This is a genomic window from Paenibacillus sp. Y568, from assembly GCF_059445545.1.
On the sequence record NZ_JCAIUM010000001.1, the window covers coordinates 143,127 to 167,984 of the forward strand.

The 24,858-nt window shown below is 40.4% G+C and carries 29 protein-coding genes and 1 pseudogene; all 30 read right to left on the reverse strand.

Going from position 1 to position 24,858, the window contains the following annotated elements; translation table 11 throughout:
* Positions 1-84 precede the first annotated feature (84 nt).
* Positions 85-1,056, reverse strand: a complete 972-nt coding sequence (locus AC1D7X_RS00655) for a polyprenyl synthetase family protein (protein ID WP_495454533.1) — start codon at positions 1,054-1,056, stop codon at positions 85-87.
* Entirely contained in the window at positions 1,053-1,919 is an 867-nt protein-coding gene (locus tag AC1D7X_RS00660; RefSeq protein WP_495474451.1) for a menaquinone biosynthetic enzyme MqnA/MqnD family protein, read from the reverse strand. Before AC1D7X_RS00660 ends, AC1D7X_RS00655 begins: the two co-directional genes overlap by 4 nt.
* Positions 1,920-1,921: 2 nt before the next feature.
* Positions 1,922-2,527, reverse strand: a complete 606-nt coding sequence (locus AC1D7X_RS00665) for a UbiX family flavin prenyltransferase (protein ID WP_495474452.1) — start codon at positions 2,525-2,527, stop codon at positions 1,922-1,924.
* Entirely contained in the window at positions 2,524-3,396 is an 873-nt protein-coding gene (locus AC1D7X_RS00670) for a UbiA-like polyprenyltransferase (protein WP_495454530.1), read from the reverse strand. Before AC1D7X_RS00670 ends, AC1D7X_RS00665 begins: the two co-directional genes overlap by 4 nt.
* The gene (locus AC1D7X_RS00675; RefSeq protein ID WP_495454746.1) at positions 3,389-4,120 is read right to left on the reverse strand and encodes a demethylmenaquinone methyltransferase; all 732 of its coding nucleotides are present in this window, start codon (positions 4,118-4,120) and stop codon (positions 3,389-3,391) included. The genes AC1D7X_RS00670 and AC1D7X_RS00675 overlap by 8 nt, the downstream gene beginning before the upstream one ends.
* Positions 4,121-4,169: 49 nt before the next feature.
* A complete protein-coding gene (locus AC1D7X_RS00680) occupies positions 4,170-4,928 on the reverse strand; it encodes a heptaprenyl diphosphate synthase component 1 (RefSeq protein WP_495454529.1) in 759 nt (252 codons plus the stop codon).
* A gap of 114 nt (positions 4,929-5,042) precedes the next feature.
* Positions 5,043-5,582 carry a hypothetical protein gene (locus AC1D7X_RS00685; RefSeq protein WP_495454528.1) on the reverse strand — a complete coding sequence of 180 codons (540 nt, stop codon included), beginning with the start codon at positions 5,580-5,582 and terminating at the stop codon, positions 5,043-5,045.
* A gap of 99 nt (positions 5,583-5,681) precedes the next feature.
* Entirely contained in the window at positions 5,682-5,906 is a 225-nt protein-coding gene (gene mtrB, locus AC1D7X_RS00690; RefSeq protein WP_495454527.1) for a trp RNA-binding attenuation protein MtrB, read from the reverse strand.
* Between the two features lie 109 nt (positions 5,907-6,015).
* Positions 6,016-6,288 carry an HU family DNA-binding protein gene (locus tag AC1D7X_RS00695; RefSeq protein ID WP_044876428.1) on the reverse strand — a complete coding sequence of 91 codons (273 nt, stop codon included), beginning with the start codon at positions 6,286-6,288 and terminating at the stop codon, positions 6,016-6,018.
* Between the two features lie 172 nt (positions 6,289-6,460).
* A complete protein-coding gene (locus AC1D7X_RS00700) occupies positions 6,461-7,447 on the reverse strand; it encodes an ABC transporter permease (protein WP_495454526.1) in 987 nt (328 codons plus the stop codon).
* Positions 7,437-8,960 carry a sugar ABC transporter ATP-binding protein gene (locus AC1D7X_RS00705; protein WP_495454525.1) on the reverse strand — a complete coding sequence of 508 codons (1,524 nt, stop codon included), beginning with the start codon at positions 8,958-8,960 and terminating at the stop codon, positions 7,437-7,439. The genes AC1D7X_RS00700 and AC1D7X_RS00705 overlap by 11 nt, the downstream gene beginning before the upstream one ends.
* Positions 8,961-8,985: 25 nt before the next feature.
* Positions 8,986-10,056, reverse strand: coding sequence for a sugar ABC transporter substrate-binding protein (locus AC1D7X_RS00710; RefSeq protein ID WP_495454524.1), 1,071 nt, complete (start codon positions 10,054-10,056; stop codon positions 8,986-8,988).
* Positions 10,057-10,266: 210 nt separating this feature from the next.
* The gene (gene spoIVA / locus AC1D7X_RS00715; RefSeq protein WP_495454523.1) at positions 10,267-11,745 is read right to left on the reverse strand and encodes a stage IV sporulation protein A; all 1,479 of its coding nucleotides are present in this window, start codon (positions 11,743-11,745) and stop codon (positions 10,267-10,269) included.
* Between the two features lie 393 nt (positions 11,746-12,138).
* A complete protein-coding gene (locus AC1D7X_RS00720) occupies positions 12,139-12,900 on the reverse strand; it encodes a YphF family lipoprotein (protein WP_495454522.1) in 762 nt (253 codons plus the stop codon).
* A gap of 3 nt (positions 12,901-12,903) precedes the next feature.
* The gene (locus AC1D7X_RS00725) at positions 12,904-13,263 is read right to left on the reverse strand and encodes a 2Fe-2S iron-sulfur cluster-binding protein (protein ID WP_495454521.1); all 360 of its coding nucleotides are present in this window, start codon (positions 13,261-13,263) and stop codon (positions 12,904-12,906) included.
* Positions 13,264-13,281: 18 nt separating this feature from the next.
* Positions 13,282-13,896, reverse strand: coding sequence for a nucleotidyltransferase family protein (locus AC1D7X_RS00730; RefSeq protein ID WP_495454520.1), 615 nt, complete (start codon positions 13,894-13,896; stop codon positions 13,282-13,284).
* Positions 13,897-13,948: 52 nt separating this feature from the next.
* A complete protein-coding gene (locus AC1D7X_RS00735; RefSeq protein ID WP_495454519.1) occupies positions 13,949-14,251 on the reverse strand; it encodes a 2Fe-2S iron-sulfur cluster-binding protein in 303 nt (100 codons plus the stop codon).
* 46 nt (positions 14,252-14,297) lie between these two features.
* Positions 14,298-14,477 (reverse strand): DUF2768 family protein, encoded by a 180-nt coding sequence (locus AC1D7X_RS00740; protein WP_495474453.1) that lies wholly within the window; start codon positions 14,475-14,477, stop codon positions 14,298-14,300.
* A gap of 158 nt (positions 14,478-14,635) precedes the next feature.
* Positions 14,636-14,911 carry a stage VI sporulation protein F gene (locus AC1D7X_RS00745; RefSeq protein WP_495454517.1) on the reverse strand — a complete coding sequence of 92 codons (276 nt, stop codon included), beginning with the start codon at positions 14,909-14,911 and terminating at the stop codon, positions 14,636-14,638.
* Positions 14,912-14,980: 69 nt separating this feature from the next.
* Complete coding sequence (locus tag AC1D7X_RS00750) at positions 14,981-16,021, reverse strand: NAD(P)H-dependent glycerol-3-phosphate dehydrogenase (protein ID WP_495454516.1); 1,041 nt, start codon at positions 16,019-16,021, stop codon at positions 14,981-14,983.
* A complete protein-coding gene (gene plsY, locus AC1D7X_RS00755; protein ID WP_495454515.1) occupies positions 16,014-16,640 on the reverse strand; it encodes a glycerol-3-phosphate 1-O-acyltransferase PlsY in 627 nt (208 codons plus the stop codon). The genes AC1D7X_RS00750 and plsY overlap by 8 nt, the downstream gene beginning before the upstream one ends.
* A gap of 11 nt (positions 16,641-16,651) precedes the next feature.
* Positions 16,652-17,974 (reverse strand): ribosome biogenesis GTPase Der, encoded by a 1,323-nt coding sequence (der, locus tag AC1D7X_RS00760; RefSeq protein WP_495454514.1) that lies wholly within the window; start codon positions 17,972-17,974, stop codon positions 16,652-16,654.
* A gap of 185 nt (positions 17,975-18,159) precedes the next feature.
* Positions 18,160-19,200: pseudogene (rpsA, locus tag AC1D7X_RS00765) on the reverse strand (30S ribosomal protein S1); the annotation flags it as partial.
* Between the two features lie 96 nt (positions 19,201-19,296).
* Positions 19,297-19,887 carry a lysophospholipid acyltransferase family protein gene (locus AC1D7X_RS00770; protein ID WP_495454513.1) on the reverse strand — a complete coding sequence of 197 codons (591 nt, stop codon included), beginning with the start codon at positions 19,885-19,887 and terminating at the stop codon, positions 19,297-19,299.
* On the reverse strand, positions 19,884-20,591 hold the full coding sequence (cmk, locus tag AC1D7X_RS00775) for a (d)CMP kinase (protein WP_495454512.1): 708 nt from the start codon (positions 20,589-20,591) through the stop codon (positions 19,884-19,886). The genes AC1D7X_RS00770 and cmk overlap by 4 nt, the downstream gene beginning before the upstream one ends.
* A gap of 110 nt (positions 20,592-20,701) precedes the next feature.
* Positions 20,702-20,920, reverse strand: a complete 219-nt coding sequence (locus AC1D7X_RS00780; protein ID WP_495454511.1) for a hypothetical protein — start codon at positions 20,918-20,920, stop codon at positions 20,702-20,704.
* A 72-nt stretch (positions 20,921-20,992) separates the two neighbouring features.
* Positions 20,993-21,643 (reverse strand): flagellar brake protein, encoded by a 651-nt coding sequence (locus tag AC1D7X_RS00785; RefSeq protein WP_495454510.1) that lies wholly within the window; start codon positions 21,641-21,643, stop codon positions 20,993-20,995.
* Positions 21,644-21,794: 151 nt separating this feature from the next.
* Positions 21,795-23,147, reverse strand: coding sequence for a germination protein YpeB (ypeB, locus tag AC1D7X_RS00790; RefSeq protein WP_495454509.1), 1,353 nt, complete (start codon positions 23,145-23,147; stop codon positions 21,795-21,797).
* Positions 23,148-23,508: 361 nt separating this feature from the next.
* Positions 23,509-24,204 (reverse strand): glutamic-type intramembrane protease PrsW, encoded by a 696-nt coding sequence (prsW, locus tag AC1D7X_RS00795; RefSeq protein ID WP_495454508.1) that lies wholly within the window; start codon positions 24,202-24,204, stop codon positions 23,509-23,511.
* 36 nt (positions 24,205-24,240) lie between these two features.
* Positions 24,241-24,855: a genetic competence negative regulator gene (locus tag AC1D7X_RS00800; RefSeq protein WP_495454507.1), complete on the reverse strand. Its 615-nt coding sequence runs from the start codon at positions 24,853-24,855 to the stop codon at positions 24,241-24,243.
* Between the last annotated feature and the right edge of the window lie 3 nt (positions 24,856-24,858).

The following is a 24,858-nucleotide window of genomic DNA, read 5'->3' on the forward strand; positions in this document are numbered from 1 at the left end:
TCCATTTCTAATGAATCAATCATATGCAAGTATTTCCTTACCAATATTTGTAGTGTAACAGAAAACTACGAATAGGGTTAATACTTAATATGACCGTCTCGTTACAAAGTGAGCAATATCCTTCAAATGACGTTTTGTTTTGTAATCTGGAAGTTCATTCAAAGCATCTAATGCCTTGTTAATATAACAGGTTGCTAGTTTCTCTGATCTACTTATCCCCGAACTTTTCTTTACCAAAGAAATAGCTCGTGATACATCACACTGTCCATTCATTTGATGGATTAGATTGAGTTCCTCAAGCAAAGGCTCACGAATAGCCTCATCCTGAAGAGCATAAATAACGGGTAATGTGATATTCCCTTGACGGATATCGCTTCCTGGTGGTTTGCCAATCTGCTTCTCTGTACCACAAAGGTCAAGTAAATCATCCTGTATTTGAAAAGCCATCCCCACGTTATAACCATAACGATATAATTGGCGACTAAATGTAGGATCCGCATCTACCGCAACAGCTCCAAGCTGGCAGCTTACAGCGATCAACAACGCAGTCTTACGACGAATGCGAAGCATGTACCGTCTAACACTCTGCCCCGTATTAAAGAAATCACGGATTTGTTCCATTTCTCCAATCGACATCTCAACCATCGCTTTAGAGAGGATCTGATGAATCTCTGGATTGGGAAGTTGCGTCACAATTTCCAATGCCTTCGCATAGATGAAGTCACCGGTATACATTGCAATTTTGTTATCCCATTTCGATTTAACCGTGAGTTGACCACGACGAGTATCCGCATCATCAATGACATCATCATGAACAAGAGAAGCCATATGAATAAGTTCAAGTGGAACGGCCACACGCATAAGCTTCTCTAGATCATACTCGCCGAATTTACCTCCCATTAACACGAAGACCGGGCGAAGCCTCTTGCCCCCCGCCTTAAGGAGATGTAGTGATGTCTCGTTAAGTAGATCATCCCCACTAATACTTCGAGATAGCTCCTGTTCTATGTAATCCATATCCTTTTTTAACAATCCGAACATGTCTAATCTCTTCATTCTTTCACCCGTATTCGCGTATTCTCTTCCCACATGTCCATGTGCACTTCGTGTTGAATAAGTCCAAGTTCATATGCATAACAGAAATATAGTTCTAATCCTTGGCTTTGTCTTTCACCATAGTCATAACATAGGTTCTGAAAGTATTGGTACCAATACTCCTGCGTTCCACCAAAAGCCGTCATCGCGTCATCCACGATGGGAGCTAAATCAGATAAGCTACGACTTTTACTTGCTTGCCATGCTTGAACGATTTCCTGAATGATCTCAGGTTTATTCTCTGCAGCATCTTGATGCACTGCCCACACCGCAAAAGTCATGCTATATCCTGTCCACTGTTTCCACCACTCACTTAAATCAGTCACATATAACCCGTGATCTTCCCATGAAGCCTTAATAGCATTGTCCCCAATTAATAGAGCCGCATCCGCGACTTCCAACATCGTTGTAAGATCTGGTTCTAACGTAAGATACGTCGGATTGCCATGCAACGCTTTTTTCATCAATATTTTCAATAAATTAACCGATGTTGCAGATGTATTTGTTACCGCAATGGTGCTATTGATCAGTTCTTCAATAGGCTTGCGAGAGAATAGTAGAATGGATTGAACCGGTCCATCTGCACTAACAGATAGATTAGGTAGCAGAAGTAGCTTGTTAGATAACAACCCATATGCAAACGAAGATAATGCTCCCACCTCAATGCTACCATCGTTCATACCTTGATTTAGAAACGAAGGGACCTCGGTAATCATATCAACAGGCTCACTCAATGAATCTGGGTCAAAATAATAAAAAATAGGCCATGCATTCGTATATTTTATTTTTCCAATTATCGTCTTATTGTTGCCTTTCACGCGCATTATCATCCCTCCCATCTCTTAAATAATTGATGGTCGATTCGAACCGAGTCGAGTACTTTACCCACAACGAAGTTTATGAGATCATCCATACTTTGGGGTTGGAAATAAAAAGCCGGCATAGCCGGAATTATTTTCACACCAAGTCTAGAAAGCTTCAACATATTCTCCAAATGAATAGCGTGTAATGGTGTTTCACGAGGTACCAATACTAAAGGACGTCCTTCTTTTAGCATAACGTCTGCTGCACGAGTCATTAAATTGTTGGAGGCTCCATTGGCAACGGATGATAAGGTCCCCATTGAACAAGGAACAATCACCATTCCTTCCACCTGAAAGGAACCACTGGCAATCGAGGCTCCTATATCACCAACAGGGTGATATATCCACGATCCCGGTCGCCCGTCAAATTTCTCCTTCAGAATAGCCTCCCGATCGGTACTATTCCAACCTAGTTCCTCATGGAGCACACGCCAACCCGCATTCGAAATAACAATATGTACATCAATATTAGCCATCAATAACGTTTCAATGAGTCTAGTGCCATATATGGAACCACTAGCTCCCGTAATGCCGACTACCCAACTGTGTTTCTTGTCTAATCTATTCAAGCGGTTTGCACCACCAAGTCAACGAGAGTAAAGACGAATACAATAATACTTAGGACACTATTCATCGTAAAGAAAGCCACTTGCAACTTACTCATATCATTAGGAGAAAGAATGAAATGTTCATAGAACAAAATACCGTATGAAATGATCATTCCTGCGAAATACCACCAGCTTAGTGTAGTAGTAAAATAAAGAGCGATAAATCCAATCGCTGTAATGATGTGAAAGACACGGGCAATCATTAAGGATGTATGAATTCCGAAACGTGCTGGGATCGAATAAAGTCCCTCTTTTTTATCAAATTCCATATCTTGAATCGCATAAATAATATCAAAACCTGCTGTCCAAAATGAAAGTGTGATATAAAATATCATTGCACTTAAATCAACGCTGTTCGTTACTGCCACCCAGCCTCCAAGAGCTGCTAGTGATGTAGTCATACCAAGAATTAAATGACAAAGCCATGTAAATCGTTTGGTATAAGAATAAATGACAAGCATAAAGACTGCGATTGGTAACAATTTTACTGCGAGCGGCGTTAACTCAAAGGCTGCCCAGAATAAAAGGATGAACGAGATGATCGTAAACGCGATGACCTCAAGATTCTTCAACAATCCAGCTGGAATGGCCCGATTCGCAGTACGAGGGTTCTTCTTATCAATCACTTGATCAATCATGCGGTTTAATCCGAACGCTGCACTTCGAGCCCCAAATAGTGCCATTACAATCCAACCGATTTGCGCCCACGAGGGAAGTACACCATTAACCGAAACTGACCCAAGTAATGCCCCCATAAATGCAAAAGGAAGTGTAAACAAGGTGTGCTCAATTTTTATCATTTCTAAAAAAATACCAATTTTCTTAAACATCTATGTTCTCCTTAATCCCAATATGTAATGCTGCAATCCCTCCCGTTAAGGGATAGGCTTCAACCTGTTGCAGCCCAATCTGCCGAAATATCCCCGCTAGCTCATCTCTTCCTGGGAATATTGCAAGTGAATCCGGTAACCATTTGTACTGTTCATACCGTGAAGCAAACAATTTACCAAGACTAGGTAATATCTTTTGAAAATAAAAATAATAGATCCCTTTAAATGGTTGCCAAGTTGGCTTAGACAACTCTAGACATACAACCATGCCACCAGGCTTCACGACTCGTTCCATTTCATGAAGCACCTGTACAAGATCTGGAACATTACGTAGCCCGAATCCTATGGTCACATAATCAAAAGAATGATCATCAAATGGAAGGCTCATGGCGTTGCCCTCAATTAGCGTAATGAGATCCTCCTTTTGATGACTCTTAATCTTCTTCCGTCCAACCTCAAGCATTCCCGGACTGAAATCAAGACCAACAATCTTTCCCGTTCCACTAGCATCAGCCATACTGAGAGTCCAGTCACAAGTACCACAACATAAATCCAGAGCATTTTCTCCTGGACTCATGTTCATTTTGGCCATCGTAAATTTACGCCATGCTTTATGCCTACGAAAGCTAAGAATATCATTCATAAGGTCATATTTCGTAGCAATACTCTCAAAGACAGATTGTACGAACTGTTCCTTAGGCTTTTCTTTACCCATGGTATTCATCTTGTCATTGTTGTATGGCTCTGAGGTGTTCTTTTCCATGCCTATCACCCTATCCCTCTCTTAACACAGTTCCAGAAGAATTTAATAAACGTACAAATGGTTCTATGACTTGTCCTATTTCTTCAAAGAATCGCATATCGCCTTCCAAGTTATGAAGTTTATGTTGAACATGATCAACGGATTCACGAAGACTATTCATCATGTATTCGGTAGAATGAAGAGGACTAGTTCCTTGGTTATGACTTAGTTCTTGCACAATCGTCTCACAAAGCGAAATTTCATGAAGGAAAAAATTCCATAGACCCCTTACAGAGTCTTCTAATAAGGGGGTAAAAGAAAGAAACAGCTGCATACTCAGCTGCACCTTTTGCACCAAATATTGTTCTGATGACAGCATTGAACTTTGCATAGAAATGTAAAGGTTCATCTTCATCATATTTAAATCACATATCGCTTTACTCAATAATGTGATAACCTCAATCTGTCCTACATCGGACAACAATTGATAGAATATACTACTGTAATAATCACCAGCTAGTACTTTTAGTTGGCGCGAACGCATAAGATTCTCTGCCTGATTCCCTTGTTCGGTATCAATCGTCTCATGTGTATCAAGCCCAATCTGTATTAAAGAAGTGACAAGAGCGTAGAGCTCAGCCTGATCAAACGATATACGGCTACCCTTATTTAAGAATATATATAATAAATGGACACGGGCATTCGGAAACGTTGGCAATTCCGTGTATTGTTCAATCATGTCATACTCGATATAGCCACTTGCAAGTTGGGGTATGCGGTAAGATTTCATCGTTAGCCTCCGAGCTGATAACTTTGACACGTTATTATTGTTCACAATCTTGACTATTATATCACATGTTAATTCACCACGCACTGTGGTTGTACTAACTTTTTCACACAAACTTCACTTATCAAACTGATTCAGCCAAAGTTTTGTTTCAGTTACATGGAAAGTTTGCTTCAATGGGTCTGGAAGAGGCGCAGCCCCATTATTTCGTAGTTCGTTGGTCCACAACTTACTCCACTGTTCTCGGCTAACATCAACAGCTAACAATAAATGATGCGTATTTACCCAACGATCTTCTGCAACAAGTCTCAGCATCAATCGATTCACATTCGGAGTACCTTCGAAACTGAAATCAATAGCTTCAGCTATGTTCTCATAAATATCTGAAATGGAAGTATCTGAATTCACGACTTTTAAATCCAAAGATAACGTCGTTTCTTTCCATTCCACTTGGCTGATCGGAAGTGTTAAGGGTAGTGTGCTCAAGACATCTACCAGATTATCATCACCGAGCATGATCGTTCCATGAGGATTAAATACGGTTACGTTACCCTTTAATTGCGCATATGAGGTCTGAAGTGAGAATAATTTCGGCAGAAACAATATGATAGCTATACATAGTATCGTAGTGCATCCCATAAGAACCCATCGATTCATACTGTAAGCCTCCTTCACCTTTTTGACTTTACATGTGTTCAACACAAATAGAGTCCATACCTCATTGTACAATTAAAAAAAGCAGGCTATGCCTGCATTTTAACTCTCGCTCTCTACTTTTCCATGTTTTGTTAGCACTTCTGCTTTCCCACGGATCTTTACAGCAGAGGTATGACTTGTGAATTGGGCAATAAGCACTTCACCTTTGTCTAACTTCTCCGTGTGGTGAAACTTCGTATCCTGCCCACGAGTAAGACCAATCACCTGCACACCATTCTCTTTTGCTTTGATGACGATATAGTCTTCATCTCTAGTTGTTTCCATGAGGTGTATCCTCCTAATCTATCTCATTATAGAAAAGAAAAGGCCGTGAACAAACGTCACGACCTCTCTTTTATAAATGTAATCTTGTTCTATGGATTTTGTGAAAGTCTTATTTAATTCCGTCTTTAAGCGCTTTACCTGGTTTGAATGCAGGTATTTTGCTTGCAGCGATTTCGATTTCTTCACCCGTTTGTGGATTGCGTCCTTTACGAGCAGAACGTTCACGAACTTCAAAGTTACCAAATCCTACAAGTTGCACTTTATCACCACTTTGTAGTGCACCAGAAATTGCTTCAAATACAGCGTCTACAGCTTTTGTAGCGTCCTTCTTGGACAATTCCGATGTTTCAGCTACTTGGGAAATCAGTTCCGATTTATTCATTTCATTTCACCTCCCCAGCCAGAAATGAGATCGATTGTTATTCTTTGTTTCCGTTTTGTCGCAAAATATACTTAATAATAGCTTTTTACAGACAGTTTCGCCCTTTTCAACCTAGAAAAACGAGCGCGGAACAAATTTATACTAATACAGCACACTCAGAATATCAAGCGTTTTAGGTCTTTGATCGGTTTAAAACGTAAAATGTGACCGCCAAAGCTAGAACTAAAACGATACCTTTTACAATATCATGTGTAAAATATTGCAAATTCATCATCGTTAATCCATTGACAAGTACACCAATGAGAACGGATCCGATAAACGTCCCAATGACATTAGGTTTACCCGCTCCCAGCACGGAGAATCCTACAAAAACAGCGGCAACAGCTTCCATTAACAAAGGTGAACCGGCATCAATCTGACCAGATCCGACCCGAGAAGCATAAAGAATACCACCGATCGATGCAAATAATCCTGAAGCTACGTAAGCTAATGTTCTAACTTTCTTCACTCTAATACCAGATAAGCGAGCTGCTTCTGCATTTCCACCCGTCACATACATTTGTCTACCATATTTTGTTCTAGTTAAAAATATATGAACTAGAACGACAGTGACCAACAACAAAATAGCCGAAAAGGGTATTCCTAATACTTTTCCCTGTCCTATCCATAGAAAAGCGGAACTCATTTCTCCTGGCGCTTTTGAACCATCTGGAAATTCCATATGATTATATATGGTGTAACCTTCGGTGTAGGTCTTGTGAACCCCACTGACTATGTACATCACTGCTAATGTTGCCAGTAGATCTGGGATTCTTAGCTTAACAATGAGTAGCGCATTTAGCAAGCCTATGATTGCGCCTACCAGTAATGATACAACAATAACGACAACTAGCGGTTGCTCATACCAAATCATAAGAGATGCTGATACAACCGTTGTAATCGATACCGTTGACCCTACCGATAGATCGAACCCGTCGACTATAAGCGAAAGGGTCACTCCTACGGCGACAAACGTCACGATCGTTATAGAACCTAATATGTCAGCCAGATTTCCGTATGTGAAGAAGTAAGGCAGTCTGACAGAGAAAAATACAATCACGCCGATAATTACCACAACCGCACCATAACGAAACAGTAAATTCATTAATTTATCTTTCATGTTCTTCCTCCCGGCCACCACTGGCATAATATAAAAGCTTCTCAGGCGTAGCTTCACCACGCTTGAATTCTTTAATGATTTCGCCATCACACATTACGGAAATCCGGTCACCAATCCCTATTCCCTCTGCTAACTCACATGTGAAGTATAGAATTCCTTTTCCCTGAGCAGCTAAATTTCCAATGATTCGAAAAATATCGCTTTTAGCTCCGATGTCTACCCCTTTGGTCGGTTCATCGAATATAAATAAGCTGGCATCACTTTCTAACCATTTTCCAATGGCTATCTTCTGTTGGTTTCCTCCGCTTAAATATTGTACAAGTTGTTTTCCAGAAGAAGTTTTGATTCCAAGCTTATCGATGACACGACCTGCAACACTTTTTTCTGATTTTCTTGATATAAAACCCAAGTTACTGAGCTTATTTAAGATGGGTAAGCTTAGATTGTGATCAACGGATTCATGTATAAATATACCTTCTTTTCGCCGTTCCTCTGGGATTGAGACGATGCCTGAATGGATCGCATCTGCAGGTTCCTTCATTGTTATTGACTTCCCACGAATACGAATATCTCCTGCTTCCAAAGTGTCTGCACCCGTTAATAGACGAGACGTTTCCGTCTTGCCTGCTCCTACTAATCCAACGACAACGACAATTTCTCCACTCCGAACATTTAAGTTAACTGAACGTACTTTGGTACCTTTACGAAGGCCTGTGGCCTCTAGCATAATGTCTCCAATAGGAGCCTCCACTTTTGGAAATTCCTCGGTAAATGTTCTGCCGAGCATATGCTGAATTATGGCAACTGTATCCGTCTTCGATGTTGGACCTGTAAACACGTTACAACCATCTCGCATGACGGTTACAACATCACAATGGGAGAATACTTCTGGTAACCGATGTGTAATGAAAACACATGCAACACCACTCTCTTTTAGAGCATGTAAAATACGAAAAAAGGCTTCGCTTTCACTATTACTAAGCGGTGCAGTTGGCTCATCGAAGATGATCAGTTTAGCATCTTGAGCCAAGATGCGTGCTAATAGAACCATTTGCTTCTCAGCTAGACTTAGATCGCTTACTTTCTGCTGTACGTTAATCTCCACACCAAGCCGCAGTAGTACTTCTTCTGACTTAGCCGCCATTTGGTTCGGTCTGAGCCAAACATTTGATTCTCGTGAGGATAAAGTATCTAGCATAACATTCTCAGCGACACTAAGCTGTGGAACAAGTGCTGCATCTACCTCTTGGTATACACAATGAATACCACTCGCTTTGGCTTCAGCTGGAGATCCCCACTGAAAGGCTACACCATTCCCCATAATCTTCCCATGGTCAGGAAGTAACGCCCCAGATAGTATTTTCATTAGTGTGCTTTTCCCAGCCCCATTCGCCCCTAGGAGTCCATGGATTTGTCCACCGCTTACTATAAAATCAACGGATTGCAGCGCCGGTACACCTGTGAAGTTCTTGTTGATACCCTTCATTTCGAGAAGAAACGGTGATGCTGCCATAGTGTCACTCCTAACCTATCTTATGTTATTTGCTATATTCATTCATCCAGTCTTGAACGCCTTGTTGACTATTTCCCCATTCCTTAACGTACTTGGATAGCTCCGTCGTTGAGATTTGCTCTTTAGGTAATAGTTCCTTCGATACATACACAGGACTTAGTACAACGTCATCCTCCGTCTTGTCACCATGTAGTTTCTGATAAGCATATCTCACTTGGATTCGCCCAATATCCTTCGGATCTACTGCAGCAGATGCAATCCAAGGATTATTAGGATCCTGTATCATTTGAAGGTCTTCGTCACTCATATCAATCCCGTATACCTTAATTTCCGTACGCCCAGCTTGTTGTATCGCACGAGAAGCACCTTTGGCGAACTCGTCCCATGCAGTCCACACGGCAGATATCTCGCCTTTGGGATATTGCTTCAAGATGGCTTCCATCTGTGTCTGAGTATCAAGTGCAGGGTTCTGTGCATTTCCGAAGGCAGTAATTTCTTTAATATCCGGATTGTCTGTGAGGAATTTAGCATATGAGATTTGGCGACGTTCCATAGGAGCGAACCCAGCAACCCATACCTTAACGATATTGCCTTTGCCTCCTATATCCTTTTTCAATTGATCTAATGTGAGTTGTGCCATTTGTTGATCGTCCTGTGAAAGTACTGTTACACCTGGCTCTTCAACATCAGCATCAAATACAATAACAGGTATATTCTGTGCAACGGCCTTCTTAATACCTGCTTGAAGAATATCCGAGTCTCCATGATCCGTTAAGATTGCATCGAATCTTTGAGTAACAGCGGAGTCAAGTAAAGAAGCCATTTTGGCTTTGTCATTATTGGCTACAAACTTGGTTAATTTTCCGCCAAACTTCTCAACTTCTTCTGTTACGCCCTGTACATATTGCTGAGAGAAAGTTCCCGTATTAAATTCCATAATAAGTGCAATCCGTTTACCATTTAAAGGCTTATCTGACGTGTTCCCATTTGTATCACCTGAGGATGCTGAGTTAGTGCTGCATGCACTTGTAAACATTGCAATAACGATGAGTAATGTGAGTAGTAATAGTTGTTTCTTTCTCCATTTGAATACCATGATTGGTTTCTCCCTTCAGATCTGTGTGATATTTGATATAGATTTTATTTATCTAATATAAATCTTAATCCCTAGTATGTAAATTGGTTTTATATAATTAATCTAAAAATATACATAAAAATGAATTTTTATAAGTATTTCAAGACAAAAAAACCATAAACAGGGAGTTCATCCCTGCTTATGGTTCTTATTAGCTAGTGATTGTTTTAATTAGAGTATGATGGCAATTAATCCACCAGATCCCTCATTAATAATTCTGCCCAACGTTTCTTGGAGTTTATATCGTGCATTATCTGGCATCATAGCAATCTTACCTTGGATACCCTCGCGGACAATGGAGTGGAGCGAGCGTCCGAAGATGTCTGAATCCCAGATCTTTATCGGGTCATTCTCGAAATCTTGAATGAGGTAGCGGACAAGTTCTTCACTTTGCTTCTCCGTCCCTATGATTGGCGAGAATTCCGATTCAACATCCACACGGATCATATGGATCGAAGGTGCAGTCGCTTTCAATCGAACACCAAACCTAGATCCTTGACGAATCAATTCCGGTTCATCAAGCGTCATTTCGGCAAGCGAAGGCGCTGCGATTCCGTACCCCGTCGTCTTGACCATTTCCAAGGCTTCTGCAAATCGATCATATTCACGCTTCGCATGAGAGAATTCTTGCATCAGTTGCAGTAAATGATCCTTACCTCGGATCTCCACACCTACAACTTCCATTAGAATCTGATCATACATCTCATCTGGTGCGAATAAGTCAATCTCAGCAACACCTTGACCCATGTTCATTCCACTAAGGGCAGCTCTGTCAATGAATTCATAATCCATAAACTGAGATACCACGCGATCCACATCTCGTAATCTACGAATATCCTTCACGGTATCGCGAACTGAATTCTCGTAATTATTACGCAACCAATGCTTCTCGTTCAATACCATAACCCAGCTTGGAAGATTCACATTCACTTCATGAACTGGGAATTCATACAGAACTTCACGTAGAACGCCTGTTACATCATCTTCAGTCATCGTAGCAGCACTTAATGACATGACTGGAATGTCATATTTCACTGCAAGTTCACTACGTAATTGAAGTACTTCTTCACTGCGAGGGCGAGTTGAGTTAATGACAAGTACGAAAGGTTTACCTACCTCTTTCAGTTCTGCAATGACCCGTTCCTCAGCCTCAACATATGAACTTCTTGAAATCTCCGCAATGGAACCATCTGTTGTTACGACGACACCCAATGTGGAGTGCTCCTGAATTACTTTTCTTGTTCCGATCTCAGCCGCTTCCTGAAATGGAATCGGTTCTTCGAACCACGGTGTGGAGATCATCCGTGGACCATTCTCATCTTCGTAACCTTTGGCACCCTCTACAGCATATCCTACACAATCCACAAGACGTACATTCACTTCCAACCCTTCGGCCACATTAATTTGGACCGCGTTGTTTGGCACAAACTTGGGTTCTGTTGTCATAATTGTTTTTCCTGCAGCACTCTGTGGAAGTTCATCTACTGCCCGAACTCGATCTGCTTCACTAGAGATGTTCGGGAGAACAATTGTTTCCATAAATCGTTTGATGAATGTTGATTTTCCTGTGCGAACCGCACCGACGACACCCAGGTATATATCACCACCTGTTCGCTCGGCAATATCCTTAAAAATATCCACCTTTTCCAAGAGAGATCCCCTCCTCATATTACTCCGAAGGAAAAATGCTTTTAAGAGCATCCGCTTCGTGTTCCATCTGAGGCCTCAACCATTGCAACGGATGAGCAGCCTTTTCATGTCGTTAGTAGTCCGCCGCCGAAAGTGTTACGAATTGAGTCAGAACGGCAAAGCGGCGTTACTCGTTCGGGCATTTGGACTAGTATCATAATATGTACCTTAACAAAACAATATGACCGGTATTTAATAAATATGGACAACAATATTTAGACTCACTTCTCTATCCAAATCAGTTATATGCGTTGAACCTTTAGGTTATGCCCCTTTTGTGTAGATAAACTTATCTTTCTATAACACAAATAGCCGATCAAGGTAGTATCCTTGACCGGCTAGTGATTTCAAATTCTAAGGCTGTACTACCACAGGCGCGCCATTCACCCATGTATAAGGCAGAGATTTAACTGGGACATAATACGAATTAGTCAGAAGATAAGCTCTCAAATCTTCATGGTCTTGCGGCTTCTGATCCCCTTGATCAATAGCTTGCATGATATCATAAGCATAGTCGACATAGACCTGTCCCTTGGGATCCATAATAAAACTTACTTCCTCATCAGAATATACACTTGAAAGTTTGATAGAGGGTACTCCAGCTTTTTTTAAATCAACCGTAAACATGTTAGGGTATAATTCAACACCCATAGGTTGTTCATTAGCATGTGCACGCTTGTACTTATCCACAGCTTGTTGTACATCGTTCGCTTTTTGGACGGTCACCAGGTCCATTACCTTAACCGTTGGATCGGTTTCTTCATTCTGAATAAGAAAGTAACCGCTCCCTCCCATTTCAAAGGCGGTGCTCGGGATCTCATCCATATACCCTAAATTCTTCAACTTCTCTAAATCCACTCTAAATTTCTCATATTGGGGTGTAGCTTGATCGGCATTTAGAATGGGTAAGATTCCATTTTCCTTTTGGTAATCATCCACCGCCATTTGAATTCGATTGACACTCTCCCGATAAGAAACTCTGCTAGCTTTGTTCTCTTCAGGGTACAAACAACCTGTCGTTACCAACATGAGTAGCATCATCATGAACAATAAGAAACCTATTCTGAAACGATTGTTACGTATATATTGTACTTCCGGCTTTATCACCAACATCATCCTTTACCATAACTCATCATCGAGATCTTTATTTTTTGCAGCCTCAAGCTGTTTGCGAATGGCAGCTTTCAACCGATCTTCCGGGATGTTAACCTCTACATCACCCTGTATGGTCGCTTGACATGATAGACGAACGCCCTTGTCGACTAATGATCCTAACTTGCGTCTCTCTATATCTCCAATGGGTGATAGAGCTTGTACATGTTCGCTACTCACGTCAATTTTACACATCAAACAACCCGCTTTGCCTCCACACCGAGTTGGAATATGTTCCGAAGCGCTCCGTGCAGCCTGAAGTACGCTAGTTCCCTGTCTAACCTTAATATGTTTACCTGATGGCTTAAATGTTATCGTATAATCCATAGCAGTCGTCTCCTATGCTCAATTACGATGGTTAGCCATATACTGGCTTAAGCTTGGTGCATCCAATAGCGAAGATATTTGTTGGATATGGTTATCTTCAAACTTATTATTCTTCAATAACTGTTCTAATAATGGTAAATGAGCTTCCGGATTCTGTCTTATCACTAAAGCGATGGCTTCATACCGATCTACACGTTCTCTGAGCAGATTGAACAACAATTCATGACTAAGAGGCGTCAGAGTCATAGGTACACCCTCAATTTCGATCTTAGGTGCCACTAGGTGGAGCCTTTCATCCACTTCAACCCTATATTGTGATCCTTTCGCGCTGACTCTGAAATCGCCTACTAACTCGATCTGTGCTCCATTCAACTCATAATGACTCAGAATCGATGAATATAGACCACTTTTATTTAGTTCTTGTTTATCTGTAGACCATTGCTCTAAGGCTGTATGTAATATCATTACCGAGTTCATATCAGCATACAAATCAATATCCCGCGGACTAAGGACTTCCACGCCCTGCAGTAACAAGCTACAACTTCCCCCGACTAACCAGTGTTGATCGGTTGAATTCAAGCATTTTGCAGCTGTTTGTAGCGCATTTTGCATTCCGATGATGAGTTGATGCATTGATGTCACTTCCCTTGTTCATATAAGACCTTCATTTGTTGAACACGCACTTTTAGAAATAGGTTTTATTTCGAGCTATAATGTTGCCATCGCTTTTCACAACAGCTTGACAACCTAGACGAAACCCTTCTTCCATTTCCTCTGGATCCAGACGATCATGTTCTGCTTGAGTCGGCTCCTCCAAGTGCTCCATTCCTTCTTCAATAAAACAACGACAACGTGCACAAGTACCACGAGTACATAAATGCTGCCAATCAATATCATGATGAAGAGCATGTTGCAGAAGAGATACTCCTAATTTCGGTTCAACACTTTTAGTAACTGTTCTACCCATAAGTTGTACAGATGATCCCATCGTAAATCTCCCCAATCCAGTGTAAAAGTTCACTATATTATTTACATTACATCAAGGAGACTACCCCACCCAGAAAGCCAACCAACATAAATACAAAAGCGATAAGAGATAGTAATCCTTTTAACAAACCCTTTGTTTTACTACGGGCAAGCGTAATTAGAAAAACAGAACATCCCATAATTAACATGGCGATCAGGGATACCCACATTTTAGTCATCGGATCCATTGAATATAACGCTCCATTCTCTCTAAGGTCATATTCCGTTATTATAACATGAAACTTCTCCTTATTCGCAAAAATAGGGCAAAACATTGTTGTAGCCCAAGGCTCCAACAATGTTCTGTCCCTATAATAAAATACTCATATCATTTCATTACTAACTATTATTTCTTGATCATCATTTGCATTAAGGTTTCCATACTTTGGGAATTCATGCCACTTTTTTTAACAGCACTTACGATATCCCTTATAGTACTTTCACTAACAGGTACATTCGCCATCGCTGAGACTTGCTTGATCAATTGACGGAGCTGATCCTCATTCTGCATAGTCGTTGGTTTGACAGTACTTGCAAGTTTCTTAACTGCACTTTCAGTAATGTTTTTACCCGTCTTTTTGTTGATTGCATTTAGTGCATCCTTGGGTATATTCTTGCTCAAATGTTATCCCTCCTCCGGCAATATCCTCACATCATCATATGAGGATAGGCCGTAAAAGGTGATTGTTACTTAAGTATGCCACTGCTCCCAAGTCTCCAACCGCATGTTCTCCATTTCCGTCTTTGGATCACGACCCATAAGGTTTTCCACCGCAGTACGTGTGTCTCCTTCTTTGAAAAGCACCTGATAGATCTGGTCTGTTATAGGCATTTGCACACCATGCTTAATAGAAAGTTTATGAGCAGCCTGGGTAGTGCGAATCCCTTCCACAACCATCCCCATCGACTCTAGAACTTCATTCAGCTTGTTACCCTTACCTATTAATGACCCTGCACGCCAATTACGACTGTGCTGACTTGTTGCGGTTACAACAAGATCACCTATCCCTGCAAGTCCGGAGAACGTAAGAGGATTAGCTCCTAGTTCCACACCAATTCGAGAAATTTCGGCAAGACCTCTCGTTAAGAGAGCAGCTTTCGCATTATCCCCAAATCCTAATCCATCTGACATACCAGCACCAAGAGCAATAATATTCTTAAGCGCACCTGCAAGCTCCACACCAATCATGTCCCGATTCGTATATACACGAAAGTAGGAATTCCGAAATAATTCCTGTGCAGCTTCAGCCTTTTCTTTATTCAATGAGGCCACTACAACCGTAGTTGGACAGAGACGAATAACTTCTTCAGCATGACTAGGACCAGATAAGACAACAATGTCACCTTCATCACAGTTAAGCTCTTCGGCAATGACTGTCGACATCCGATGTAACGTGTCTGTCTCAAACCCCTTAGTAGCATGAATACACAACATATCTTTCTTCCAATACTTCTTAAGTTCTCGAGTGACTTCTCTCATAGCAGATGAAGGAGCAACAACGACTACTGCATTAGAATCTTCTACTGCTTCTTTCATACTAGAAGTCGCTCGAATATTGGATGCAAGGGTTACACCGGGTAAGTATCGACTGTTCGTATGAAATTCGTTAATTTCATTGACCTGTTCAGCGTTATGACTCCATATCGAAACATCTAGGTCATTTGCAGCCAACACGCTAGCTAGTGCGGTCCCCCAGCTTCCTGCGACAAGTACGGAAACTTTGTTAGACAACGCGTTTTCCTCCTTTGCTGGATCCCCCTGAGCCAATTTTATTCTCTCGATGTTGAACGATCTTCACGATATTACTTCTGTGTCTCCAGAAAACGAATAAAGCTATGACGATACTACTCCAGAAAACAGGCCATGAATAACCACCCAACACTAATAGGAAAACAGGAGTAAGTGCCACAAAAATCAAAGAACCTAACGAAACATATCTAGTAATCACAATAGATAATATTGCGATTATTCCAGCATATAGAGCAGGTAGGAAGCTTAAAGTGACCATAACTCCGATCGTCGTTGCCACACCCTTACCTCCACGAAAGTGAAAATAAATGGGCCAGTTATGACCGATGATTGCAGCAATCCCGCACAATGCTGGAATCCATGCCCCGTCTCCTCCGAGCCATTTTCCAATCCATATTGCGATGATTCCTTTTAGTACATCGAGAATAAGAACCAGTATTGCCGGTCCTTTTCCCAATATACGTAAAGTATTGGTTGCCCCTGCATTTCCACTACCATATTGACGAATATCAATTCCTTTAAGCATTTTAGCCAAGAGCATACTAAAGCTAATGGAGCCTATTAGATAACTAATGATGAGTGAAACAATTTGCAATAACAAACCTTCTTCACCTAACTTTCATCGGACTTACGTCGCGTGAATATCCGGATTGGTGTTCCTTCAAAATTAAATGCTCCACGTATTTTGTTCTCTAGATAACGTTCATAAGAGAAATGCATTAACTCAGGATCATTCGCAAAAATAACGAATGTTGGCGGTTTGGTTGCCACTTGAGTTGCATAGTTAATACGTAGTCTGCGTCCTTTATCTGTCGGAGGCGCATTTGAAGCTACTGCATCCGATACTACGTCATTTAATACGTGTGTTTGAACACGTAACGCGTGTTGATGTGCCACATGTTGTACGACAGGTAGTAATTTTTGAAGGCGCTGTTTTGTCTTCGCTGATAAGAAGACAATTGGAGCGTATGTCATAAACAAGAAGTGATCTCTGATCTTCGTTTCGAAGTTCTTCATAGTCTTATCGTCTTTTTCAACGACATCCCATTTATTCACGACAAAGACCGATGCTTTACCGGCTTCATATGCATAACCAGCAATATGCTTGTCCTGATCAATGATACCCTCTTCTATATTAACAACCACAAGCACAACGTCAGCTCGTTCAATAGCTCTCATGGCTCTCATTACGCTGTATTTCTCTGTATTTTCATACACTTTTCCACGTTTACGCATACCAGCGGTATCGATAATAACATAACGTTGTCCATCACGTTCAAATGGCGTATCAATCGCATCGCGAGTCGTACCTGGCACATCACTTACAATGACACGTTCTTCTCCTAAAATAGCATTAACTAATGATGACTTCCCAACGTTCGGTCGGCCAATTAATGCTACCTTAATGACATCAGCATCATATTCTTCTTCTACAAGTTCAGGTAAATTATTGACGATCGCATCAAGTAAATCACCAATACCCGTACCATGACTTCCAGAAATCCCAATAGGATCACCGAAACCAAGGCTGTAGAATTCGTAAGTGTCTTCTATTTTTTTGATATTATCTACTTTGTTAACGGCTACAACAATGGGTTTACCCGAACGGAATAACATTTGAGCAACTTCCTCATCTGCCAACGTCACACCTGTCTTAGCATCGCACATAAATACGATAACATCTGCTTCTTCTATTGCAAGTTCAGCTTGCATACGGATTGATTTCAACATCATATCATCACCGTTTATTTCTATACCTCCAGTGTCAATAACACTGAAACTTTTACCATTCCAATCTGAGATACCATATATCCGGTCACGCGTAATCCCAGGCTTGTCTTCTACAATAGCCATACGATCACCAATTAACCGGTTAAATATCGTTGATTTACCTACATTAGGTCTGCCCACGATCGCAACTACGGGTCTTGCCATATACATTCCTCCTGTCAACTCTTACGATTATCATCATAGCAAAAAACATCAAACTTGGCTAACGTTTCAGGAACCCTTCATTTCTTTAGAAGGATTACACCAGACTACCTAGTTTATCCATTGATAAAAAAATATCGGCGAACCCACGGGAGGGTTCGCCGATTTCCTAAAACATCAGATCCCGATCATTTAAATTTATCAAGCTTATCGCCGAATAAATCGCCAAGTGTAAAACTTAATCCCTCATTTGAAAGTGATACGTTAGGGTTATTAAATTCAACTTTAGGCTCTCTTGAAGATCTAGGCGCTCTTGGTTTGTCAGATCTTTGTTCTTGAGCAGGAGCTTCTTCCGTTTCTTTAATACTTAGGCTAACACGTCTTTCATCTGGGTTTAGGTCCAGAATCTTCACTTGCACTTGTTGACCTTCTTGTAGTACTTCTTGTGGTGTAGCGATATGATTGTGTGAAATTTGGGAAATATGAACCAAACCTTCAACACCAGGAGCAAGCTCCACAAATGCACCAAATGCTACAAGACGTTTAACTTCTCCAGTCACAACATCACCAATGTTGAATTGGCTTGCTGCACTTTCCCAAGGTCCTGGTTGAGTAGCTTTAATACTAAGGCTGATTTTACCTTTTTCAGAATCAACCTTTAGTACCTTAACTTTAACTTGTTCGCCTTCAGATACAACATCAGAAGGTTTCTCAACGCGGCTCCATGCGATTTCAGATACGTGAACTAGACCATCCACGCCACCGATATCTACAAATGCACCAAATTGAGTAAGACGTTGAACTGTACCTTCAATCACTTGACCTTCTTTAAGGTTACCCATGATTTCAAGTTTCTTAGCTTCAAATTCTTCTTCAAGAACATCTTTCGCAGACAAGATTACTTTATTGTTCTCACGATCAAGTTCTTTCACTTTCACGCGCAATGTACGACCTTTATATTCGCTGAAATCTTCAACGAAGTGGCGTTCAACCATAGAAGCAGGGATAAATCCACGTACGCCTACGTCTGCTACTAAACCACCCTTAACCACATCAGAAACGATAACTTCAATGATTTCTTGGCTTTCAAGATTCTTCTCCAAGTTATCCCATGCTTTCTTGATATCGTCTGCACCACTTTTCAATATGGCTTGTTCCAATTCATCTTGGTTTGATACTTCTACCACTTCTTCATTCTTAATTTCTTCCGACATATCAATACCCTCCTCAATTCAAAACCCCATTTATTTAAACCTGCTAAAGCAGTGTTCAAAACACATTATGCTGTAGTATCTTTCCATAAAAGATCAACCTTCATGCATAGATTAACTCATAGATGACTTTCCTGTCTTTTGCATTTCATAAATACGAGACATAATGACTTCTGTTGCAGCTTCAAGCTGATCGCCTGAACCCTCTCCCATAAACTCAGTTAAGTCTACAGGTGCACCATATATGACCTTCATTTTTCGAAAAAGTTTGTACTCCCCAATAATAGCGGCAGGAATAACCGTAGCTTGAGAGCGAAGTGCAAAACTTGCTGCTCCTTTTTTAGCAACTCCTGTTGTAGAGTTACGAGTCCCTTCTGGGAAAATACCCATCAGTTCCCCACCACGTAAAATGTTGATAGACATACGAATCGACTCTTTACTGACCCCACCACGTTTAACCGGGAAAGCCCCTAATTGTCGAAGCAACCAACCAAACCCTGGAATATCAAACAATTCCGCCTTGGCCATATATTTCACTTGTCTTTTCAACTTAATTCCTATCGTTATAGGATCCATCACACTAATGTGATTTGCGCAAAGTAATACTCCGCCTTCACTAGGAACATGTTCCTTACCCACGGACTCTAACCGATAAAGAATAGAAAATATGAATCGTAGTAGTCCTCTGCAAAAAACATAAATCATCGTATTTTCTCTCCATCCCTCTGACTTCTGCAAAAAGAAACAATCGTGTTCACTACTTGATGGATATTCATATTCGTAGAGTCGAGAACAGTAGCATCCTCAGCACAACGAAGAGGTGAAATTTCTCTTTGTTCATCCAAAGCATCTCGCTTTGCAATGTCCTTCTCAAGTTGTTCTAGTGAAATATTGTCTGCATCACTCAGTTCACTAAATCGACGAAGAGCTCGTTCCTTCACGCTAGCCGTCAAGAAAACCTTAACTTCAGCATCAGGAAGCACCGTTGTTCCGATATCTCGTCCATCCATTACGACGCCTTTACGCAAAGCCATTTGCCGCTGTAAATGTACTAAATGAGTACGCAGCCCCTCGATTTGCGCATATCGGGACACCATACTATTCACTTGTGTTGAACGAATGTACGGTGTAACATCTTCACCATTAACATAGACTTTCTGTCCTTCGGTTCCTGGAATTAACTCAAGAACCATGTTACATGTGTGTTGGAGTACTCCATCTGGAAGTTCTGGTCCTACCTCATGTTTCATCATATACCATGTGACGGCTCTATACATAGCACCCGTATCAACATAGACGTATGACAATTCATTTGCTACCAAACGTGCAACTGTACTCTTTCCTGCCCCAGCAGGACCATCAATTGCAATGTTAATTCTGTCATTCGATTCTGCCTCTTGCCTAACCAATGGGGTATTCCTCCCATAACATCAACTCAAGAAAAAAGCAGGCATTGCCTGCGACGTAAGAATTATACCACATATAAGAAATTCATGCAAAAGGAACAGCATAAATTTTATTACCAATCTTTCACATCCTGTTCTACCATAGGAACACCGTCATGATTATACACAAATGATACGTGTGTTCGTAACTGTGGAATATGAACGCAGATTTGAAAACAGATCAACATACAGAGTAGAATCCAGAAAATATATTTGATCACTTTTGTACTCGATTGAAACAAATTCTCGAAAAGTAAAACGTAGTAATGACTATGCTTTTGATCTTCTTCCATTTTCAAATCTCCCTAAATTTTTCCGTTAGTGTTCCTATTATGGAGATAAAACATTCATATATGTTCAAACAATTATCGATTACGAAAATCCAATTGACGTTCAAAACAAAACTTAATTATTTTCTGCCGTTCTGTTGCTGTAATGTCAACAAATTGCAACATCGCAATATTACGATTAATTTCTTGTTCTTTGATTCTCACGACTTCTGCAATGACTGGAACATGTTCTACTGAACCATTCTTGTAATTAACTAATACCCAGCAAGATAATACATCACCTTCTTTAAGATTAAACTTAGACTCTGAAAAAAATGACAACCCACCGCCACTTATATCTTCTGTACGAGTAATAAATCGTGACGAATCATTCTTTTTAACTGCTACTTCTAAATCTGCAAAAACACGTAGAAATGTTCTTCTTTGAATTTTAGTAACCGTCACTTGCTCAGGTCTTCTAACCTTAACCATGCGAATAACATCTTCCTTAAATCCCATGACATATGTATTGAAATATTTAACACCACTCTTGTCCACATAATGCACATATAATTCATCGCCTAAATGTAATTTCTTCAATCGACCTGATTGTTCTTCCATTGGAACCTCAATGAGTATGGATACTTCATCCATGTCTGTCATTCTAGACTTATAAAGAATACTTGCTTCTTCTTCGTCAGCTGAGTCTACGTTCATAAATAAAACATCATTTACATTAGGGTACAAGACTTTTCACCGCCGTCGTTAGATTATCATTCGTTTGTAATTATAGCATGCTAACATTGATATTAAAGTCATTTTTTTCAAAAAAAATAAAAACAAAATGACATTTGAAGGATAGAACCCCCCAAATGCCATTCTATTTACTGTAAGCCGTTTATTTGGACTTAATCGGTGTCTTTATCTCTTCTACAGTTACTTCTGAACCATCTTCAGCACTAATATAGATTCGGTAATTGCCACCATTGATCTTCCCACCAAACTCATAGCACAACACTTCATTGGAAAGGTCGTCTTCAATCAGCGCCTTCCGGTTATAATCCTCTTCGAACGTTTTATTTAATTTTTTTCTAGCTTCGTTTAGACTAAGCTTGGCTTTGGGAATAGGTCTTTGATCCTGATGCTCATATACGTAATCACTAGATTGAAAACCTGTTACCTCACCATTGTCTAAACCTACACGTACAGTCATTTTCTCAGGATATACGAGAACTTCATCCTGTTTGTAGACATAAGTGAGTGTACCCATGTTGCCATACTCATCAGCCATAACCGCAGTCATGTTGCTATAACCTTTATTTTCGAGGAACTGGTCTGCTTTTTGTCTGGCCTGATCCATATTCACTTTTTTATCCCCAATGGTTCGTTCGTCCGTGTAGGAGATTAGAATTCCACCTTTTTGCGTGAAATCCATAGCTATGGCAGCAGCGCTTTTATTTTTCTTCACTTTAGCTGTATAGGATGCCCACTCTGTTCCTTTACCGTTCTCGGTAATTTGAACTTGTGCGTTGGACCCAAGATCAGCAAATTTAATGGCTTTGCGATGAATATCCTCTTTCGTTACAGGTACACCATCTAGCTTTTTAACGGATCGTTTGTCGTTAATGGATGCCACTGAAGGACCCCAATCAATTTCAGGATACTCTCCAACAATTTTGTCCACCGTCTTAAATCCATCAATAATGCTATTCTCAGTCATTGTTGATTGATTTGCTAATGCAGTCTCTACGTCCATCCAACGTAAGCGGCTATTAATAACTTTATCCTGCACTCCCTGCAAATCCTTTGAAATCTGTCCTGAATCTTTATAGAGTACCTGTAGTGTTTTAAATTCCTTATCACTCAAGGGTTCTTTATCTAGATCGCGTATCGATGTTTGATATGCTAATTTAGATATTTTAGATAAAAATTCTTCTGTTTTGTTAAAGGGAAGCATCGTTAGCGGCAGTTGGTTTATTTCATTCTGTGCTTCACTTGTCATCCGCCACACATTAACTAGACCTTTACGATGCATGGAGCGTGAATCAGAGTTTACAGCTAATGTATTTCCTATTTCACCATGTAGTTTATCCATATGAAAAGACAAATCATGAAACGCTCGTTGATATTGATTTTCTGCCTTGATGAGGATCGCATTCTTTTCCATGTTCTCTTGATACCCCCACACAATAGCCCCAATCAACAATAGCGTCATGACTGGAAATAACACTGCACTTAATCGCTTATACATATGTCTCCAAGTCTCCTTTCTTGTAATCCTTGCCGTTAGTGTGACAAGAAGGAAGACGTCTTATGCATGATGGTTACTCTTTCTTTTATGAACTACTTATCCATTCGAAGACAATTGGACTTCATTTCGCTTCATACCTAATATAATTGTTCTTCTATTTCAAAGTTTTGATCGTTGTCACATATACAACGCTTAAAACCAGTCTCAATTTTCCCCGATTCCTTCCGGCCAGCCAATACAAAATGTTCACCACATTGTTGGCATACGATTTTTACTTTTACACGCAAAAAAGGACACCTCCATCTTAGAATGACGTAAAATCTCTTCCATCATTTCATTAGATAAAGTGTGTCCAACAAATTTAGGTATTAATCTTTTCTTCTCTTTTAAGAAAACGAAAAGGTGAGCGACTATTCGCTCGAGTTACTTTTCCCATTCCCCCATACCATAAAATAACCATCAGTGGAATAATGAGCCATACCCAGTAATCCGTAACCATTGTTAATATAAGATCATACGTACCATGAAAGAGCCAAGGAATCACAAATGATAATAAAAGGTAGCTCTTGGTATGCATCCCGTTCGAGAAACGAGCACGTCCAAAATAATAGCCCATAATGACCCCAAACAAAGCATGACCTGAAACAGGGAGCAAAGCTCTAATAAACATGGTTCCAATTGAAGCCTGACTATACCAAGCGTACATGAGATTCTCTACGGTTGCAAAGCCCAAAGAGACAGTTACCGCATATACAATACCATCATATGGCTCATCAAATTCTACATGATTATAAATAATGTAATAAAGAACAATCCATTTCAACAATTCCTCAACACCAGATGAAATAAAAAATGACTGAACAAAAGGTGAATCACCCAGTCCCAATGTCATCCCCCGCTGTATGAAGATAACTGGAATGACAATCAGAAGTCCGAGCAGGAATATTCGAATGACCATATGGATGGGTTCTGCATCATATTTATCTTTTAGATAAAAAAACGTTAGCAGAGCAATTCCTGGCGCCACTGCAGACGCAATTACTGAAAACAATAGCACCATTACTCCCCCGTCTCAAATCTAAAATATGTGTAGTTACACCTGACGAGCGAAATGATGACATATAACTTGGACTGCATCTACTGGGATTATGACCTTCCCATATTCCTCAAGAACTGCCTCAGTTGTCGAAATAGACTCTCCAAACTCCGCTAGAACAGCTATTAGAGAAGGATGCTTAACCTCGTCTAAATCTTCTGGATCCAGATATAGAACCCACTTGTCTTTATAGTTATACAGCTTTCCAGCCTCTGTAATATTTCCTCGAAGTACGTGAGCCGCTTCAATTAGCACCTCAAAATCGTTGAAAGCATATACAATGGAATCACTTTGTTCAAGCGTAACTTCCATTTCATAAACTTCCTCTGGAATTTCATCTTCACCCATACTGGCGTATTGATGTGAATCGTATTTCCCTCTAGTTACGATGACGACCATACCCTGAGCAGGTAAGGCAAAAACTTCGACAGCCAAAGGACCTGTTGCATCGAAACCAACTTCATTATAGGCTTGATCCATCATATCAGTAAACAGGTCATGCACTTTCGGTATTTCTTGCCACATGTCTTCCTTTTGGATGCCACGCTCGCTTAAATCATCAAACGTAAGGAAAATCCGTATCTTATCTGGACTTAAACGTTCTATTTTCATGAC